Origin of the sequence: Pseudomonas sp. SbOxS1, from assembly GCF_013416725.1 — a bacterium.
Taxonomy (GTDB): Bacteria; Pseudomonadota; Gammaproteobacteria; order Pseudomonadales; family Pseudomonadaceae; genus Aquipseudomonas.
Genome location: NZ_JAAVXC010000004.1, coordinates 485256 through 504483 on the forward strand (window position 1 = coordinate 485256; position 19228 = coordinate 504483).

The 19228-nt window shown below is 59.9% G+C and carries 16 protein-coding genes; 10 read left to right on the top strand and 6 right to left on the bottom strand.

The features are described from left to right. Nucleotides 1-37 precede the first annotated feature (37 nt). On the bottom strand, nt 38-1387 hold the full coding sequence (locus HFK74_RS08535) for an MFS transporter (RefSeq protein WP_180203126.1): 1350 nt from the start codon (nt 1385-1387) through the stop codon (nt 38-40). Nucleotides 1388-1762: 375 nt separating this feature from the next. Here HFK74_RS08535 and HFK74_RS08540 point away from each other — a divergent pair, with 375 nt between their 5' ends. Continuing rightward, nucleotides 1763-3895 carry a putative bifunctional diguanylate cyclase/phosphodiesterase gene (locus tag HFK74_RS08540; RefSeq protein ID WP_368738156.1) on the top strand — a complete coding sequence of 711 codons (2133 nt, stop codon included), beginning with the start codon at nt 1763-1765 and terminating at the stop codon, nt 3893-3895. Here HFK74_RS08540 and HFK74_RS08545 read toward each other — a convergent pair. After that, nucleotides 3852-4745 (bottom strand): NAD(P)-dependent oxidoreductase, encoded by an 894-nt coding sequence (locus tag HFK74_RS08545; RefSeq protein ID WP_180203128.1) that lies wholly within the window; start codon nt 4743-4745, stop codon nt 3852-3854. The genes HFK74_RS08540 and HFK74_RS08545 overlap by 44 nt on opposite strands. Before the next feature lie 195 nt (nt 4746-4940). Here HFK74_RS08545 and HFK74_RS08550 point away from each other — a divergent pair, with 195 nt between their 5' ends. Next, nucleotides 4941-7136 carry a hypothetical protein gene (locus HFK74_RS08550; protein WP_180203129.1) on the top strand — a complete coding sequence of 732 codons (2196 nt, stop codon included), beginning with the start codon at nt 4941-4943 and terminating at the stop codon, nt 7134-7136. 296 nt (nt 7137-7432) lie between these two features. On the opposite strand, the gene HFK74_RS08555 is transcribed toward HFK74_RS08550, so the two are convergent. Next, nucleotides 7433-7738 (bottom strand): DUF2288 domain-containing protein, encoded by a 306-nt coding sequence (locus HFK74_RS08555; protein ID WP_180203130.1) that lies wholly within the window; start codon nt 7736-7738, stop codon nt 7433-7435. Between the two features lie 349 nt (nt 7739-8087). On the opposite strand from HFK74_RS08555, the gene HFK74_RS08560 reads away from it, so the two are divergent. The 5 genes from HFK74_RS08560 (at nt 8088) to HFK74_RS08580 (ending at nt 13091) form a co-directional block, all read left to right on the top strand. After that, entirely contained in the window at nt 8088-9215 is a 1128-nt protein-coding gene (locus HFK74_RS08560) for a branched-chain amino acid ABC transporter substrate-binding protein (protein WP_180203131.1), read from the top strand. Nucleotides 9216-9448: 233 nt separating this feature from the next. Then, complete coding sequence (livH, locus tag HFK74_RS08565) at nt 9449-10372, top strand: high-affinity branched-chain amino acid ABC transporter permease LivH (protein ID WP_095058735.1); 924 nt, start codon at nt 9449-9451, stop codon at nt 10370-10372. Beyond that, the gene (locus tag HFK74_RS08570) at nt 10369-11625 is read left to right on the top strand and encodes a high-affinity branched-chain amino acid ABC transporter permease LivM (RefSeq protein WP_110748910.1); all 1257 of its coding nucleotides are present in this window, start codon (nt 10369-10371) and stop codon (nt 11623-11625) included. Before livH ends, HFK74_RS08570 begins: the two co-directional genes overlap by 4 nt. Then, on the top strand, nt 11622-12389 hold the full coding sequence (gene livG / locus HFK74_RS08575) for a high-affinity branched-chain amino acid ABC transporter ATP-binding protein LivG (protein WP_180203132.1): 768 nt from the start codon (nt 11622-11624) through the stop codon (nt 12387-12389). The genes HFK74_RS08570 and livG overlap by 4 nt, the downstream gene beginning before the upstream one ends. After that, complete coding sequence (locus HFK74_RS08580) at nt 12390-13091, top strand: ABC transporter ATP-binding protein (protein WP_020798122.1); 702 nt, start codon at nt 12390-12392, stop codon at nt 13089-13091. 165 nt (nt 13092-13256) lie between these two features. Here HFK74_RS08580 and HFK74_RS08585 read toward each other — a convergent pair whose 3' ends face one another. After that, complete coding sequence (locus HFK74_RS08585) at nt 13257-14165, bottom strand: LysR family transcriptional regulator (RefSeq protein ID WP_180203133.1); 909 nt, start codon at nt 14163-14165, stop codon at nt 13257-13259. A 106-nt stretch (nt 14166-14271) separates the two neighbouring features. On the opposite strand from HFK74_RS08585, the gene HFK74_RS08590 reads away from it, so the two are divergent. Then, on the top strand, nt 14272-14868 hold the full coding sequence (locus HFK74_RS08590) for a short chain dehydrogenase (protein ID WP_008056834.1): 597 nt from the start codon (nt 14272-14274) through the stop codon (nt 14866-14868). A 35-nt stretch (nt 14869-14903) separates the two neighbouring features. On the opposite strand, the gene HFK74_RS08595 is transcribed toward HFK74_RS08590, so the two are convergent. Next, complete coding sequence (locus HFK74_RS08595; RefSeq protein ID WP_257230275.1) at nt 14904-15365, bottom strand: hypothetical protein; 462 nt, start codon at nt 15363-15365, stop codon at nt 14904-14906. An 83-nt stretch (nt 15366-15448) separates the two neighbouring features. Here HFK74_RS08595 and HFK74_RS08600 point away from each other — a divergent pair, with 83 nt between their 5' ends. Beyond that, on the top strand, nt 15449-16114 hold the full coding sequence (locus tag HFK74_RS08600) for a COG3650 family protein (protein WP_180203316.1): 666 nt from the start codon (nt 15449-15451) through the stop codon (nt 16112-16114). Nucleotides 16115-16209: 95 nt separating this feature from the next. Then, a complete protein-coding gene (locus tag HFK74_RS08605; protein WP_180203134.1) occupies nt 16210-17823 on the top strand; it encodes an NAD(P)/FAD-dependent oxidoreductase in 1614 nt (537 codons plus the stop codon). Between the two features lie 140 nt (nt 17824-17963). On the opposite strand, the gene HFK74_RS08610 is transcribed toward HFK74_RS08605, so the two are convergent. After that, nucleotides 17964-19058 (bottom strand): PLP-dependent cysteine synthase family protein, encoded by a 1095-nt coding sequence (locus tag HFK74_RS08610; protein ID WP_180203135.1) that lies wholly within the window; start codon nt 19056-19058, stop codon nt 17964-17966. Nucleotides 19059-19228: the final 170 nt, after the last annotated feature.

Genomic DNA, 19228 nt, shown 5'->3' on the forward strand with positions numbered 1-19228 from the left:
GAACGATCAAGCTACCGAAGGCTACGATCTTTTGATCTTAAGCAGTCGCCGCAGAACCCACTGGCTCAACCACCGCCACCAGCCCTTCCTTCATCCGCTTCGCATCCCTCACAAAACACCGCGAAGCCAACACCAGAAACACCATGGTGAAAAACAGCGCCACCGGAATCAGGTACATCGCGTCATGCAGGCCCACCGCCTTGAACGCCTCGGTCATCTGTTCGGCACCCGCCGCCAGCATCGCCGTGTGGGCAAAGTGATCGGACAGCGCGCCAACCACCACTGGCCCCAACCCACCGCCCAACAGGTACAGTCCGGCAAAGAACAAGGCCATGGCAGTGGCCCGCAGGCGCGGCTCGACCACGTCCTGAATCGCCGTGTAGACGCAGGTGTAGAAGTTATAGGCGAACAGCCAGCCCACACTGAACACGGCCACGAACACCCCGATCTCGATTCGTCCCGAATGCAGCGCCCACGCCGTGCACAGGGTTGAAATGATCAGGCTGAACGCGGCAAACAGCAGACGACCGTTGGCAACCCGCTGGTGGATCTTGTCCGCCACCCAGCCACCCAGGGTCAGGCCAACCAACCCGGTCACGCCGACGATCACCCCGGTCGCCACCGCCGCTTCCTGTAACGGCATCAGGAAATAGCGCTGCAGCATCGGCACCAGAAACGAATTGCAGGCATAGGTCGCGAAGTTGAAGCACAGCCCGGCCAGTACCAGCCACAGGAAAGTCGGCACCGCCAGGATACGGCGGATAGGCCGGTCAACCTTCTCCTGCGACACTTGCACGCTTTCAGCGGCGCCGCGTTTCGGCTCCTTGATGAAAAACATGAAGATCGCCAGGATCAGCCCCGGTACCGCGGCTATGAAGAACGGCGCCCGCCAGCTGTCGAAAGCCTTGACCATCGCGCCGATGGTGAAGAACGCCAATAACAGGCCCAACGGCAGCCCGAGCATGAATATGCCCATGGCCCGCGCCCGGCGATGCGCCGGGAACAAGTCGCCGATCAGCGAGTTGGCGGCGGGTGCGTAACTGGCTTCACCGATGCCGATGCCCATGCGCACGATCAGGAAACTCCAGAAGCTGCCGACCATGCCGTTGACCGCGGTCAGGCCGCTCCACGCTGCCAGGCCCCAGCCCATCAACTTGCTGCGCGAACCAGTATCGGCCATTCGCCCCAGCGGCAGGCCGGCGATCGCGTAGACGATGGTGAAGGCCGTACCGATGATCCCCAGTTGAAAGTCGCTGAGGTGCCACTCCATGCGGATCGGTTCGATGATGATGGCCGGGATCGTGCGGTCGAAGAAGTTGAACAGGTTGGCCAGGAACAGCAGGAACAGAATGCGCCAGGCATTCGCCGCTTGGGTCGAGTTCTGCATGGGTCCGTCTCTTTTATTGTTATGGGGGCTTCATTGCCAGTGCATCCGAGCCCGGAACCTGCAATCTAGTCAGGCGGGCCAGGACTGTCTGTAATTATTCGTAAAGCTGATACCCGCCCATGGGGACAGACGCGGCCCATGCAACATTTTATTTCCAAACGAACTAAGGCTCATTCCAAAATCATTGGGAGACAATGTGCCACTATCCCTTGCGTTCAATCCATGGCCTCTATACTCCAACACATTCGCCAGCGTTGATTGCCGGCCAGGGAGACAACCACGGGGCATGCTATGGAGTGGCTTGGTCTGCATTTCACTACAGAGCTAGCAGAAAGCGGACAGGTCATACTCAACTGCGTACATGACCCTTTTCTGGTGCTGCTGGCTTTTCTGGTCGCCTGCGCCAGCTGTTTTGCCGCACTGGATATGGCCGAACGGATCAGCCACGCGCAAAAACCCGCGGCCCAACGCCTTTGGCGCTGGATCGGTGCCGGGTGCCTGGCTGGCGGAATCTGGGCCATGCACTTCATTGGCATGCTGGCATTCCAGGCGCCGATCGACGTGCACTACCATTTGCCCATCACACTCCTGTCGCTGTTGATCGCCCTGTGTGCCTCGTGGCTGGCGATGCATACCCTCAGCCTGCCTGCCTTGAATGTGCGCCAATGCTGCAAGGCATCGATCATCATCGGCCTGGGCATCGCCACCATGCACTACGTGGGCATGGCCGCCATGCGTTCGCAAGCGACGGCCTACTACCATCCGGCGCTGTTCCTCCTTTCCATCGTGATCGCCACAGGCGCCAGCCTGGCGTTACTGCTGCTGGCGAGCTACCTGCGCAATGGCGCGGGGGTGTTTCACCAACTGCGCAAATACGCCGCCAGCCTGGTGCTGGGCGCAGGCATCATGAGCCTGCATTTCACCGGCATGGCTGCCTTCGACCTGGTCCTGCCAACCGGCAGCCTGATCACCCAGCCTGGGGAAAACAACCATCTGCAACTGGGCCTGACGGTAGCCGTCATGACGCTGCTGATCATCGGCAGTTGCATCAGCGCGGCGCTGGCAGACAAGAAACTGCAACACAAGGACCGTGACCTGCTGCGGGTCAACTCGCTGCTCAGCCAACTGGACCAGGCGCGCATGTCCCTGCAACAGGTGGCGCATTACGACGCCCTGACCAACCTGGTCAACCGTCGCGGGTTCAACCAGCTCTTCGCCGAGAAGCTTCTGGAGCGCACTCACTCAGGCGGCATGCTCGCAGTGCTGTTCCTCGACATCGACCATTTCAAGCGTATCAACGACAGCCTCGGCCACGATGCCGGCGATGAGCTGCTCAAGGTCCTCGCCCGGCACATCAAAAGCTCGGTGCGCAGTCATGACGATGTGGTGGCGCGCTTTGGTGGCGACGAGTTCTGCATTCTCATCGACCTGCATGACCGCGAAGAGGCGCGACAGATGGCCCAGCGCATCATGCTGAAAATGAAGGAACCCATCGAGCTGTCCGGGCGGCGCATGGTCATGACCACCAGCATCGGCATCAGCGTGTTTCCCGAGGACGGCAAGACCTGTGAAGAACTGCTCAAAAACGCCGACCTGGCGCTGTATCAATCCAAGGACAGCGGCCGTAACGGCCTGAATTTCTTCAGTGCCAACCTCAAGGCACGCGCCATGCTGGAACTGCAAATGGAGGAAGAGTTGCGCCATGCCCTGCGCGAAGACACCGGCCTGATGCTCTATTACCAACCGATCCTGGACCTCAAGACCGACGAGGTCAGCAAGCTCGAAGCGTTGATCCGTTGGCAACACCCTGTCCATGGCTTCCTCGCGCCGGACCGCTTCATCGGCATAGCCGAGGCCAATGGCCTGATTACCGAACTGGACAACTGGGTGCTGCGCAAGGCCTGCGCGGACCTGGGCGAACTGGCGCGCCAGGGTTGCGGGCACTTGAAGATCGCCATCAATTGCTCACCCCTGACCCTGGCGCGCGAAGAACTGAGCGACGAAATATCACTCGCGCTGCGCAGCGCCGGGGTGGAACCCCATCGGCTGGAACTGGAGGTCACCGAGAGTGCGCTGATGGGCAACATTGCCGATACGCTGGTGTTGCTGCAGCAGATACGCGCCCTCGGCGTTTCGCTGTCGATCGATGACTTCGGCACCGGTTATTCATCCCTGGCTTACCTCAAGCGCTTGCCGCTGAACACGCTGAAGATCGACCGCTCATTCATCCAGGACATTCCCAAATCCACTCAGGACATGGAGATCGTCCAGGCGATCATCGTCATGGCCCACACCCTGCATCTGGAGGTGGTTACCGAAGGCGTCGAAACCTTCGAGCAGTACCGGTTTCTCGAATGCCACGGCTGCGACTTCGTCCAGGGTTACCTGCTCAGCCGTCCGGTCCCGCTGACCGAACTGCAGCCGGTGCTGAACGAAATCAACCAGCGCAAGCATTCATACAACGTCACGCACCTGGGTCTGGTTCACGGTACATCTGCACTAATGTAGACGGATCTTTCTCCAGGAACCCCTGCCCCCCGTGCAGGCGCATCAATTGCGCGGCCAGGCCGCTGATCGGCGTTGCCGAACCTTGTTCGCGGGAAAACTTCACCGCGCCGTCCAGATCCTTGAGCAAGGTGCGCACGTGCCATTTGACCGGTTCGAAACAGCTCTCGGCCATTTGTGGCACCAAGAACTGCAAGGGCCTTGAATCGGCAAACCCACCGGCCAGTGCCTCGGCGATGAGACTGGCGTCGACCCCGGAGCGCTCCGCCAGGGCCACCACTTCGGCGATGACCAGCACATTGCAGGCCACGATCATCTGGTTGCAGGCCTTGGTCACCTGCCCTGCGCCCACGGCGCCCATGTGCGTCACGCGCTGACCAAGAGTCAACAAAACCGGCTTGACGCGCTCAAGGTCTGCCATGGTGCCGCCAACCATGATCGCCAGGCTGCCGGCTTCGGCACCCACCACCCCGCCCGACACCGGCGCATCCAGCCAGCCCATGCCGGTTTTACCGAGTTCTGCCGCCATCTCCCGGGTTGCCGTGGGTTCCAGGCTGGAAAAATCCACCAGCAATTGATCCTTTTTCGCCCCCTCGGCAATGCCCGACTTGCCGAAAACCACCTCGCGAACCACCGCGGTATCCGCCAGGCACAGCATGACCACGTCGGCGTGTTGGCATAACTCGGCAGGCGTGGCGACCTGGCGTGCACCGGCTTCGACCAGCGGCGCGCACTTGGCCGGATTGCGGTTCCACACCGTCAATGGATACCCCGCGGCGAGCAAGCGCCGGCACATTGGCAGGCCCATCAGGCCAATTCCGGCAAAACCCAGGGCCGGTAGAGTTGACATCATTTTGCCTCCTTTTGATTAAAGAACACCGAATATTGGCCGATTCATCAAGACGCAGGAAAGGATTCCGCCGAGCGACGCGCAAGCTGACTGCGCCGCCCGGGACTAATACGCGCTGATAAAAGACGCGAGTTCTCATTCCGTGATGGTCGAAGGCAGCATGTCCTGCGACCAACCAGCCCAGGTAAATGGCGAACAATGACTTCCAAAAACAACCCGGCCCCTGCGCTTTCCGACCTGACGCTGAGCCCGGCGGCGAACAGCCCCGCACCCTCGAAGCCATTGACGCCGTCGCGCCCGCTGGCGACCCAGCAGTACCTGTACTTCACCGAAACCAACACCGATCGCATTCTCGACAACCTCGACGGCCTGCGCGACCTGGTGTTCCCCCGCCCACCGCACCTGGAAGGCGACAACGAACAGCACAACGACCAGCAATTCCCGTCAGTGTGCCTGATTGGCCTGGGCCGCTGCGGTTCGAACATCGCGCTGGATGTCGCGGAACTGGTCTACAACGCCCGCAAGTTCTACCTCAACGAATTCAATAACGAAGATCGCCTCTCGCCAGACAAACGCTATGCGGAAAAAGGCTACAGCCCGGCACAGTGGATTCGTAACAATTTGCGCCTGGGGGCGAACAAGGCCACCAAACCGGTGTTCCTGGTGGAACCGCTGGTGATGCTGGGCGACCTGGACAAGGACATTGCCGGACGTATCCGTTTCTCGCGCAAAGGCGAAAAAAGCGGGTTCCTGCGTGACTACAGCAAAATGAAAATCATGGACCTGTCGGAAGTCCATGCCGGGGGTGCCGGTAACGCGCCGATCCTCGGCCAGTACCTGGCCAAGATCATCCTGAACAAGGACACCCAGCGCTTCTCCAGCCCCGACTGGAAGATGATCCACTCGTACCTGATCGACAGCTGCGGCATCAAGGCCAACCAGTCGCGCCTGTACTTCTCGATCTTCAGTGCCGGTGGCGGTACCGGTTCGGGCATGGCCTCGGAGTTCGGCCTGGCCCAGCAACACTCGTACATGAACAAGACGTTCGACACCAAGCCGATGGACGAGCACGACAGCAAGAGTGGCCACGCCTTCGTCTTCGAGCCGATCTTCACCAGCGGCATCTGCGTATTGCCGAACATTTCCGATCACCGCAGTGAAATGTCCGAAGCACTGCACATCAACGCCGGTCGCCTGCTGTGCAAATACCTGTCGGAAGAGTGGGACTTCTCCTACAACTTCGCCAACGAAGACAGCAGCGAAGCCAGTGTCATGGGCCGTATCCGCCCATGGAACGCGATGATGCTGATCTCTAACGACATCATGCGTTATGCCGAAGAAAGCGATGACGGCAACATCCAGAACATCGACGTCAACGCGATGGAAAAGCATGCCAACCAGTACATCTCGCAGCAGATCTTCAACATCCTGACCGCGCAGGCGGTCACGACCGACTACGACCAGAACTATTTCCGCCGTGCCGGCATCGACATCGGCGAAACCATTCGCCTGGACGCCAACGACCTGTTCATGAGCCTGGCCGGCCCAGTGGCGATTGCCTACGCCGAGTCCGTGGTGCCGGAAACCCCGGCGCCTACCGGCGACAAGTTCAAGGTGTTCGAGAAAGAGCCACAGCGCCTGAACATCGACGACCTGTTCTTCCGCTCCATCGACCTGCCGCACTTCAACAAGGTCACCCAGGCCATCGAAGGTATCAGCCTGTTGCCGATCGAGTCCAAGCGCTATCGGGCGGCGCTGGAGCAGTACAAGAATTCGGGGTATGACGCGGCGGCCCTGCACGACCTGCACTTCTTCAAGAATTGCTCGTCGGTGGTGTCGATCGTTTCCCTGCCAAAGGACTACAAGCTGTCCTACATGGACCTGAACCGGTTGAAGACGCACCTCAACAACCTGTTCCCCAACACCACGCTCAAGCGCTATGCGCTGGTGATCGGCGCCTCGGCCAACCTGTCGCTGACCACCCTGATCGCCAAGAGCCCGTGCCTGTCGGACGATTTCCTGACCTTGATCGTGGCGTTCATCAAACGTTGTTTTGCGCGCACCCCTTACCGCTTCGATGACACCCTGGACAACTCGGTCCTGGACTTCATCATCAACGAAGAATTCGATGAAAACCTGATCGACGACCTGCTCAACGAGTTCGAGAACCCGGCGAAAATTCTCGATACCAATTGGTATGCGATCAAACCGATGTACGAAAAGAAGTATCGCGAGCTGATCAACGACAAGGACAAGTTTGTCTCGATCAACGACATCCGCCTGTCCCGCGATTGCGTGAAGAAAGCGATCAAGTACCTGCGCGAGATCTATCGTCACCGGATTGGCAAGACCAAGGTTATTTCGCTGAATAACCACACGGGCAAGACGTTCTAAGCCCGGCGCAACACCGAGTCGGCCCTATCGCGAGCAGGCTCGCCCCCACAGTTTACCGCGTTCCTTCTGGATGAACGTGATCCCTGTAGGAGCGAGCCTGCTCGCGATGGCGTCCGCAAAAACACTACATTTCAACATCCGGAAACAATTGAGCAGCTGTTTAGTTGTCCCCGCAACTGTTCCCGTTACGTTTACGTCACCGTGAAGCGTGGCCTTTCTCTACGGCAACGTGCCATCACGCTACTCGGCTACACACTTATCATCGCCAAGCCATCGCACCAATACGGTGCAACCATTCAAGCCTGCGCCTTTTCCTGGATCAGGATCCACGGCGAAACCACCACTGCCCACAACGGCGGATCGCGTTCAAAAAGATCCAGCGCCCGCGTTTCAGAGAGCTTGGCGACCTTGTCGGCGGCCAGCCAGGCAGCCACTTTCTCGCCGTCATCGGTCGCCATGGCCTCGGCGGCAGCGATCAAATCAAGGCTGGGGTCGACCCACAATAGGGCACCCTTGGCGAAGAACGGCTCCAACTCCTTCCAGGAAATAGATGCGGTTTCGCCAAGCAGCTTGGCATAGAGGGTGCTAGGTTCTTCAGTCATGGGTCCGGTCCGGAAAAGAAATCGACGCAATGATAACGTCGGTGCTCAGGCAGAAAAACCCAGAAGCAATTTGCAGCACCGAATGAAAAGCGCAGGAATGCCAAGGAATGCACGGAATCTGGCTATATGCCCGTCAACGCCCCGCCGCAATTCTGACTTTTTCTTTCAAAAAAGCGACACCCCCAAGTTTTGCCCCCTGGCGCCAGCTTCCCAGGCTGACAATCGGCGCTCTACACTGTACCGGTACAGTTGCCGAGGGGCTTTTCCGGGGAATGTCGTAGATACTTACCCGGTTCTGCCGCCTGCGGCGCCAGGACTATAAAAATTACAACAGTAAGAGTGGAGCACTATGACTAAGGCTACTAAGCAGATTTCCAAACTGTTTGCCGCTATGGTTCTGGCCGGGGTTGCCAGCCATTCGTTCGCAGCTGACACCATCAAGATCGGCATCGCCGGCCCTAAGACCGGCCCTGTAGCCCAATACGGCGACATGCAGTTCAGCGGCGCCAAAATGGCCATTGAACAGATCAACGCCAAAGGCGGCGTAGACGGCAAGAAGCTCGAAGCCGTTGAATACGATGACGCCTGTGATCCAAAACAAGCGGTAGCGGTCGCGAACAAAGTCGTCAACGACGGCGTGAAATTCGTGGTCGGCCACCTGTGCTCCAGCTCTACTCAACCGGCTTCGGATATCTACGAAGACGAAGGCGTGATCATGATCACCCCGGCGGCCACCAGCCCGGACATCACCAACCGTGGCTACAAAATGGTGTTCCGCACCATCGGCCTGGACAGCGCCCAAGGCCCTGCCGCCGGTAACTACATCGCCGATTTCGTAAAACCGAAAATCGTTGCCGTCCTGCACGACAAACAGCAATACGGTGAAGGCATCGCCTCTGCCGTGAAGAAAACCCTGGAAGGCAAAGGCGTCAAGGTTGCCGTGTTCGAAGGCGTCAACGCCGGCGACAAGGACTTCTCGTCGATGATCGCCAAGCTCAAGCAAGCCAACGTCGACTTCGTCTACTACGGCGGCTACCACCCGGAGCTGGGCCTGATCCTGCGTCAATCCCAGGAGAAAGGCCTGAAAGCCAAGTTCATGGGTCCGGAAGGCGTGGGTAACGACTCCATTTCGCAGATCGCCAAGGACGCCTCCGAAGGCCTGCTGGTGACCCTGCCGAAATCCTTCGACCAGGATCCGGCCAACGTTGCCCTGGCTGATGCGTTCAAGGCCAAGAAAGAAGATCCAAGCGGTCCGTTCGTGTTCCCGGCCTACTCGGCTGTGACCGTGATCGCCGACGGCATCAAGGCTGCCAAGTCCGAAGACTCTGCCAAAGTGGCTGAAGCCATCCACGCCGGCACCTTCAAGACACCTACCGGCGACCTGAGCTTCGACGAAAAAGGCGACTTGAAAGACTTCAAATTCGTGGTCTACGAGTGGCACTTCGGCAAACCGAAAACTGAAGCCAAGCCTCAGTAAGGCATTGCCTGACTGACTGCCAACAAAGCCCACGGCGTGCCGTGGGCTTTGTTTTACGAACGTATCTGGGCCGCGCTGGCGTGATCCGCTAGTCTCCCCACCTGAAAATCTCAAAACCGTCATCAGCGGTTCGCTGGCAAACTCCGGATTCGAAGTGGATGCAGATCCACGGGGCCCGGGCGGGAAAATGACTCCACCAGTGAAATGCGTATCAGGTTTTTAGGAGCGCTGTAATGCCTGACATCTATCACTTCTTCCAACAGCTGGTTAATGGTCTGACCATTGGCAGCACGTATGCCCTGATCGCCATCGGCTATACGATGGTTTACGGCATCATTGGAATGATCAACTTCGCCCACGGCGAGGTGTACATGATCGGCTCCTACGTGGCGTTCATCGCCATCGCCGGGCTGGCCATGCTGGGACTCGACAGTGTTCCGCTGTTGATGACCGCCGCTTTCCTGGCGACCATCGTCGTCACCAGTGCCTACGGCTACAGCATCGAACGGATCGCCTACCGCCCCTTGCGCGGCAGCAACCGTCTGATCCCGCTGATTTCCGCCATCGGCATGTCGATCTTCCTGCAGAACACGGTTCTGCTGGCGCAAGACTCCAAGGACAAATCCATCCCCAACCTGATTCCGGGCAACTTCGCCTTCGGGCCAGGTGGCGCACATGAAGTGCTGATTTCCTACATGCAAATCGTGGTGTTCGTGGTGACCCTGATCGCCATGCTCGGCCTGACGCTGTTCATCTCCCGCTCTCGCCTGGGTCGCGCCTGCCGCGCCTGTGCCGAAGACATCAAGATGGCCAACCTGCTGGGTATCAACACCAACAACATCATCGCCCTGACCTTCGTCATCGGTGCCGCGCTGGCGGCCATCGCGGCCGTGCTGCTGAGCATGCAATACGGCGTGATCAACCCGAACGCCGGTTTCCTGGTCGGCCTCAAGGCCTTCACCGCCGCGGTACTGGGCGGTATCGGCAGCATTCCGGGCGCCATGCTCGGCGGGCTGGTACTGGGCGTGGCGGAAGCCTTCGGTGCCGATATCTTCGGCGACCAGTACAAGGACGTCGTGGCCTTCGGCCTCTTGGTTTTGGTGTTGTTGTTCCGGCCAACCGGCCTGCTGGGCCGCCCGGAGGTTGAGAAAGTATGACTAGGAATCTTAAACAGGCGCTGTTCAGTGCCTTGCTGGTGTGGGCCGTTGCCTATCCGGTACTGGGTCTGAAGCTGAGCATCGTTGGCATCAACCTCGAAGTCCATGGCACCAGCACCGCCACGTTGATCACCATCGCCGTGTGCTCGGTGCTGATGTTCCTGCGCGTTCTGTTCGACCAGCAGATCAGCTCGGCCTGGCGCTCCTCGCCGAGCATGCCGCTGATTCCGGCCAAGGCCAGCAACTTCCTGACCCTGCCGACCACCCAGCGCTGGATCATCATTGCGCTGATCGCCGGCGCCCTGGTCTGGCCGTTCTTCGGCTCGCGCGGCGCGGTGGATATCGCGACGCTGGTGCTGATCTACGTGATGCTGGGCCTGGGCCTGAACATCGTGGTCGGCTTGGCTGGCCTGCTCGACCTTGGTTACGTCGGCTTCTACGCCGTCGGCGCCTACAGCTACGCGCTGCTGTCGCACTACTACGGCTTGAGCTTCTGGATCTGCCTGCCAATTGCCGGCCTGATGTCGGCCACCTTCGGCTTCCTCCTCGGTTTCCCGGTGCTGCGTCTGCGCGGTGACTACCTGGCGATCGTGACCCTGGGCTTCGGTGAAATCATCCGTCTGTTCCTGCGTAACCTGACCGGCCTCACGGGCGGTCCGAACGGCATCAGCAACATCGAGAAACCAACGTTCTTCGGCCTGACCTTCGAACGTAAAGCCGCTGAAGGGATGCAGACGTTCCACGAGTATTTCGGCATCGCCTACAACTCGATCAACAAGGTGATTTTCCTCTACCTGGTTGCCCTGTTGCTGGCGCTCGGCGCGCTGTTCGTCATCAACCGCCTGCTGCGCATGCCCCTGGGCCGTGCGTGGGAAGCCTTGCGTGAAGATGAAATCGCCTGCCGTGCACTGGGTCTGAACCCTACCGTGATCAAATTGTCGGCGTTCACCCTGGGTGCCAGCTTCGCCGGTTTCGCCGGTAGCTTCTTCGCTGCCCGTCAGGGCCTTGTGACGCCGGAGTCCTTCACCTTCATCGAGTCGGCGATCATCCTCGCCATCGTGGTGTTGGGTGGCATGGGCTCGCAGCTGGGTGTGATCCTCGCCGCGGTGGTGATGATCCTGCTGCCGGAAATGATGCGTGAGTTCAGTGAGTACCGCATGTTGATGTTCGGTGCCTTGATGGTACTGATGATGATCTGGCGCCCTCAGGGTCTGCTGCCCATGCAACGTCCTCACATGGAGCTGCGCAAATGAGCCGCGAGATCCTGAAAGTAGAAAACCTGAGCATGCGCTTCGGCGGCTTGCTGGCGGTCAACGGCGTTGCCTTGAGCGTGAAAGAGAAACAAGTGGTTGCACTGATCGGCCCCAACGGCGCCGGCAAGACCACCGTGTTCAACTGCCTGACCGGCTTCTACAAGCCGAGCGGTGGCAGCATCCTGCTCGATGGCGAGCCGATCGAGGGCCTGCCAGGCCACAAGATCGCCCTCAAAGGCGTGGTGCGCACCTTCCAGAACGTGCGGTTGTTCAAGGACATGACCGCGGTCGAGAACCTCTTGATCGCCCAGCACCGCCACCTGAACACCAACTTCCTGTCCGGCCTGTTCAAGACCCCGGGGTTTCGCAAGAGCGAACGCGAGGCCATGGATTTCGCCGAATACTGGCTGGAAAAAGTTCACCTCAAGGAGTTTGCCAACCGTCCGGCCGGTACCCTGGCCTACGGTCAGCAACGGCGCCTGGAAATCGCCCGCTGCATGATGACCCGTCCACGGATCCTCATGCTCGACGAACCGGCCGCTGGCCTGAACCCGAAGGAAACCGAAGACCTGAAGGCGCTGATCAGCGTGTTGCGTGAAGAACACAACGTCACCGTGCTGCTGATCGAACACGACATGAAACTGGTCATGAGCATTTCCGACCACATCGTCGTGATCAACCAGGGTACGCCCCTGGCCAACGGTACGCCGGAACAGATCCGCGACAATCCTGAAGTGATCAAAGCCTACCTGGGGGAAGCGTAAATGCTGCAGTTCGAAAACGTTTCCACCTTCTACGGCAAGATCCAGGCCCTGCACAGCGTGAACGTCGAAGTCCGCCAGGGCGAGATCGTGACCCTGATCGGCGCAAACGGTGCCGGCAAATCCACGCTGTTGATGACCCTGTGCGGTTCGCCGCGGGCCCACAGCGGTAGCATCCGCTACATGGGTGAGGAACTGGTCGGGCAGGATTCTTCGCAGATCATGCGCAAGAGCATTGCCGTGGTACCGGAAGGTCGTCGGGTGTTTTCCCGCCTGACCGTGGAAGAAAACCTCTCCATGGGTGGTTTCTTCACCGCCAAGGGTGACTATCAGGAACAGATGGACAAGGTCCTCGGACTTTTCCCACGCCTGAAAGAGCGCTTCAGCCAGCGTGGCGGCACCATGTCCGGCGGCGAACAGCAAATGCTCGCCATCGGCCGTGCGCTGATGAGCAAACCCAAGCTGCTGCTGCTCGACGAGCCTTCGCTGGGCCTGGCCCCGATCATCATCCAGCAGATCTTCGATATCATCGAACAGCTGCGCAAGGACGGTGTAACGGTGTTCCTGGTCGAGCAGAACGCCAACCAGGCCCTGAAAATCGCTGACCGCGCCTACGTATTGGAAAACGGCCGGGTGGTGATGACAGGTACCGGTGAAGCGCTGCTGACCGATCCGAAAGTGCGTGATGCGTACCTCGGCGGTTAAGCCTTTGCGGTAAACAAGAAACGGCCTTCGGGCCGTTTTTTTATGCCCGGTAGCCCCCTTGTAGGAGCTGGCTTGCCAGCGAAAGCGGTAGTTCACTCACCACCTTCACTGAATGTAAGATTGCCTTCGCTGGCAAGCCAGCTCCTACAAAGATCGTGCGCCCCGCTACAGCCGATCCAGCGCCTCCCCACTGCGCTTGAACCACCCAATCAAATAATCCGCCAGCACATGCGTGCGCTTGGGCAACCCGCCCTGATACGGATGCACCAGATACATCGGCATACTGCGGGTCTGATAATTACGCAGCAGCCAGCGCAAACGTCCGTCAGCCAATTCCACCGGCAATGCGTAGGACGGCAAACGAGCAATGCCGGCGCCAGCCAGCGCGGCTTTTTTCAACAGGTTGTAATGGTTGCTGGCGAACGGTCCCGAAACCCGCACCCGCAACAGTTCGTGTTGTTGGTGATACAACCACTCCTCCCGACCACTGTAGTGACTGTTGAGCAGGCACCGGTGCTCGGCCAGCGCCTGAGGGGTCTGCGGCTCACCGTATTGCTCCAGATAAGCCGGGCTGGCGCAGGTCAACTCTCGCCATGCCAACAGCGGGCGCGCCACCAGGCGCTGGTCAATCGCCACATCGGAGCGGATCGCCAGATCGAAGCCGTCACGGGACAAATCGCGGTAGTTGTTGTTGAGCTCCAGCTCAATCTGCACCTCGGGATACTGGGCGGAGAACTCCAGCAGCAAGCCATCGAAGAAGGTTTCCCCGAGCGACACTGGAACCGTCATCCGCACAGGGCCGGCCATGTCGTCCTTCAGTCGTGCCAGGGCCTGGCGCGCGCGCTCGACTTGCACCACCAGTGCCTGGGCCTGGGGCAACAACGCGGCGCCCGCCGCCGTCAGGCTCAAGCGCCGGGTGGTGCGCTGCAGCAGGACCACGGAAAACTGCGCTTCCAACTGGCTGATGCGCTTGGACAGCTGCCCCTTGCTGCAACCCAACTGCTGCGCCGCCAAGGTAAAACTGCCCGCCTCGATCAACACCGCGAATGCCGCCAGGTCATCCATCTCGCTCATGGATTGTTTCCATTTGAAAACCAAAGGTTGCCTATTAGTGCGCTTATCCGCAGAAAAAACCACTCTAAACTGAAACCTCACTCAATCGATACGAGGATCAGCCAGCATGAAAATTCTTTTGATCGGCGCAGGCGGCACCATCGGTTCGGCCGTCGACAAGGAACTGTCCCAACGCCACGAGATCGTGCGCATCGGCCGCAACAGCGGTGATTTCCAGGTGGATATCAGTGACAGCGCCTCGATTCGCAAGCTGTTTGAGCAAACCGGCAAGTTCGATGCGCTGGTGTGCGCCGCTGGCAACGTGACCTTCGCCCCATTGGATGAAATGACCGAAGAGAGTTTCGCCCTGGGCCTGAAAGACAAGTTGATGGGCCAGGTCAATTTGCTGCTGATCGGTCGCGAGTTCGCCAACGACGGCGCGTCGTTCACCTTCACCACCGGTGTGCTCAGCCACGATCCAATCCGCAGCGGCGCATCGGCAGCGCTGGTCAACGGGGCGCTGGACAGCTTCGTTCGTGCCGCCGCCATCGAATTGCCGCGTGGCCTGCGGGTGAACTCGATCAGCCCGAATGTGCTGGTTGAAGCCATGGGCAAATACGCACCTTACTTCCGCGGTTTCAAACCGGTTCCGGCGGCTGATGTGGCATTGGCCTACGCCAAGAGTGTCGAAGGCTTGCAGACCGGCCAGACCTTTCACATCTGAACAAACCCAAGGTGCGGCGCTGACTCAGCGTCGCATCAGGGTGCCGGAGACTCCAGCAGGGTAGGCAGTAGGTTGCCTGCGATCGCGCGCGGTACGGATATCAAAAGACTGGGGCCTTTGATCACCGATCGAATCGTCGCGGTCGACACCAGAATACCGTTGATGGACAGCCGCAAACTCTGGTCCATTTCCTGACGCGTCACCTGTTCCATACGGCGTTGCGCATCGGCGCTGAGCATGACGTTGAGCCCAATGGATTGCGGATTATGATCATCGATCCGTTTAAGCTCCAGGTTGATGGCGGTAAAGTCCGACCTGGACGTAAAAGCGATGTCTGCCGCCAGGCATTGCATCGCTGCCATCATTCCCAATGCCACAAAAATCAGCCTGCCCGAGCCCCTCATAACACCTCCTGCATCAAAAAGACCGACAAGGTTACGGCCAAATTCCTTTCGCCCTGGTGTTTCAAGTACAGCTGAATGTTTCTTGCGCGGCATCGTTTCCCATGCAAGGCCAACTCATGGGTTGTGATGAACGGTCAGGCTGAGTAACGTGACGGCACTTGTCAGGAGACCCAATGATGCGTGTTGCCCGTTCCTTAGTCCTCGTTGCCCTTCTTCCGCTGTTCGCCGCCTGTCAGTTGTTCGATGGTTCGCGGGAAAGCGCTTCCCACGCAGGCCAGACCCGCATGCAGGGCCAATTGAGCGCCGCCGACGGCAAGCTGATGTTCCAGCCGTGCGGCGAGCAGAAACGTTATGCGGTCAACGACACGGGCAGTACCAGCGTCCTGCAACAGGCCGCGAGCCTGGCCGATGCCCAGGGCAAGCTGTTTGCCGATGTGCGCGGGCGGATCGTTTCCGGTTCCGGCGACGGGCAACTGGACGTCGAACAGCTGTACCGCGTCGAGCGTTCGGGCAATGCCTGTGCCGATCCCGACTTCAAGAAGCTGATCCTGCGCGCCGCCGGCCATGCCCCCGAGTGGAGCGTGAGGGTCACCGGCAAAGGCATGGTCCTCGAACGCGCCGGCCAGGCGCCGTTGGCCGTGCCCTACGTCGAGGAGCAATTGGGCGATGGCCGCTTCAACCTCAGCACCGAAGCCAACCAGCAGCACATCGAACTGTGGGTCGCACCGCAACGCTGCGTCGACAGCCGCACCGGCAGCATCCAGCACATGAGTGCTGAACTGCGAATCAACGGCCAGGTGCAACGTGGTTGCGGGTATTTCGGCGGATCGCGCGACGACTGATCGTTTAAGCCTCACGGGCCTGCGCCTTTGAGGCTTATAATCGCCGGTTTCAAACGCCCTGGCGCAGTTGTGCGCCCCGCGAACCGGATCCTGCCATGTTACGAATCACCGAACTCAAGCTGCCGATCGACCATCCCGATGAAGACCTGCGTCCTGCCATCCTGCAGCGCCTGGGCATCACCAGCGATGACTTGCTCGATTTCACCCTGTTCAAGCGCAGCTACGATGCACGCAAAAAGTCCTCCGAGCTGTGCTTCATCTACACCATCGACCTCGATGTTCGCGATGAAGCGGCGGTGCTGCACAAGTTCGCCGATGACCGTAACGTCAACGTGGCACCGGATGTCAGCTACAAAATGGTCGGCCAGGCGCCGGCCGACCTGAGCGTGCGCCCCGTTGTGGTCGGCTTTGGTCCGTGCGGGATTTTCGCCGGGCTGCTGCTGGCTCAGATGGGCTTCAAGCCAATCATCCTCGAACGCGGCACGGAAGTACGCCAGCGCACCAAGGACACCTGGGGCCTGTGGCGTAAAAGCGTGCTCAACCCCGAGTCCAACGTGCAATTCGGCGAGGGTGGCGCGGGGACATTCTCCGACGGCAAGCTCTACAGCCAGATCAAGGATCCGAAGTTCATCGGGCGCAAAGTCCTTAATGAGTTCGTCAAGGCCGGTGCCCCGGAAGAAATCCTCTACGTCAGCAAACCGCACATCGGTACGTTCCGCCTGACGGGCGTCGTGGAAAACATGCGTGAGCAGATTCGCGCCATGGGCGGCGAAGTGCGTTTCCAGCAACGGGTGACCGACGTACTGATCGAGGACGGCCAACTGGTTGGCGTCGAACTCGATGGCGGCGAGCAGATCCACTCGAAACACGTGATCCTGGCCCTCGGCCACAGTGCCCGTGACACCTTCCGCATGCTCCACGGCCGTGGCGTGTTCATGGAAGCCAAGCCGTTCTCGGTAGGCTTCCGCATCGAGCACCCGCAGTCGCTGATCGACCGCGCGCGCCTGGGCAAGTACGCCGGCCACCCGAAACTCGGTGCCGCCGACTACAAACTGGTGCACCACGCCAAAAACGGCCGTTCCGTCTACAGCTTCTGCATGTGCCCGGGCGGCACGGTGGTGGCGGCGACTTCCGAGCCGAACCGCGTGGTCACCAATGGCATGAGCCAGTACTCGCGTAACGAGCGCAACGCCAACTCCGGGATCGTGGTCGGAATTACCCCGGAAGTGGATTACCCGGGCGGCCCGCTGGCCGGTATCGAGTTGCAGGAACGCCTGGAATCCCACGCCTTTGTGCTCGGCGGCAGCAACTACGAGGCACCGGCGCAACTGGTCGGCGACTTTATCGCCGGCAAGCCGTCCACCGAACTGGGCAGCGTCGAACCGTCCTACAAGCCGGGCGTTGCCCTGGGTGACCTGGCACTGGCCTTGCCCGCCTTCGCCATCGAGGCGATTCGTGAAGCCTTGCCGGCGTTCGAGAAACAGATTCGCGGTTACTCGCTGCACGATGCCGTGTTGACCGGGATCGAGACCCGCACGTCGTCACCGCTGCGCATCACCCGCAACGAGTCGATGCAAAGCCTGAACGTCAAGGGCTTGTTCCCGGCCGGTGAAGGCGCGGGTTATGCGGGCGGGATTCTGTCGGCGGGTGTGGACGGCATTCGCATTGCGGAAGCTGTGGCGCGGGATATCCTCGGTCTGCAAACCTGATTCGCGACACCTGAAACTACGCAAAACCTGTGGGAGCGAGCCTGCTCGCGAAGGCGGATTAACACTCAACAGAGATGTTGACTGATCTACCGCTTTCGCGAGCAGGCTCGCTCCCACAGTGATTTCTGCACCTGATGAATTCAGATATTGGCGCGCAACACGCTCGCCGGCAGCGCCTCGCCGCGCTCGACCGTCGCTCTAACCGCTTCGATCAACCCGCCCAGCTCAAACCCCTCGGCCTTGAGCCACGCCTGATCGTAATACGTCGTGGCATAGCGCTCGCCGCTGTCGCACAGAATCGCCACGATCGATCCCTCCTCCCCCGCCGTTGCCATCTGCTGTGCCGCCATCAAGGCGCCGATCAGGTTGGTCCCGCTCGACCCGCCAACGTGACGCCCCAGGCGTTCGGCCAGGTAATGCATGGCGGCCAGCGACAACGCATCCGGCACCTTGACCATCGCATCGATGACCTTGGGCAGGAATGACGCTTCCACCCGAGGCCGGCCAATGCCCTCGACCCGCGAACCGTGATCCAGGCGCAGGCTGGCGTCGCCGCTCTGGTAGTAATCGAAAAACACCGAGCGTTCGGCATCGGCACACAGCACGCGGGTGGCGTGCTGGCGATAACGCACGTAACGCCCCAGGGTCGCCGTCGTGCCCCCGGTGCCGGGGCTGGACACCAGCCAGCTCGGCTCCGGGTGCTTTTCGAAGCGCATCTGCTGGAAGATCGATTCGGCGATGTTGTTGTTCGCCCGCCAGTCCGTCGCGCGCTCGGCGTAGGTGAACTGGTCGATGAAGTGGCCGTCGTGTTCGCGCGCCAGGCGTTCGGACTCGGCGTAAATCTGCGTCGGGTCCGCGACCAGATGCGTCTGCCCGCCATAGAAGGCGATTTGCGCAATCTTCTCCCTCGACGTGCTGGCCGGCACCACGGCAATGAACGGCACCCCCAGCAATCGCGCGAAGTAGGCCTCGGAAATCGCCGTCGAACCGCTGGACGCCTCGATCACCGGTGCACCGGGCTTGAGCCAGCCATTGCACAGCGCGTACAGGAACAGCGACCGCGCCAGACGGTGCTTCAGGCTGCCGGTGGGATGGCTCGACTCATCCTTGAAGTACAACTCGATGCCCGCAAAACCCGGCAGCGACAAGGGGATCAGGTGAGTGTCGGCGCTGCGCTGGAAATCCGCTTCGATGATCCGGATGGCTTCGCGGGACCACTGTCGGTTGTCGCTCATGGTGGTTTTCTCGATGGGTCGGGCAATAGGCGGCCTTGTCACAAGCCTCAATATCCAAGCTTAGGAAAAATCCTACATCCAGCACAGATACAGCTGAGTTCCAATACGTCCGGCAACTGCTAGGCTCAGGTCCTTGCCGCAGGATCGCGCTGTAACGACATATAACAAAA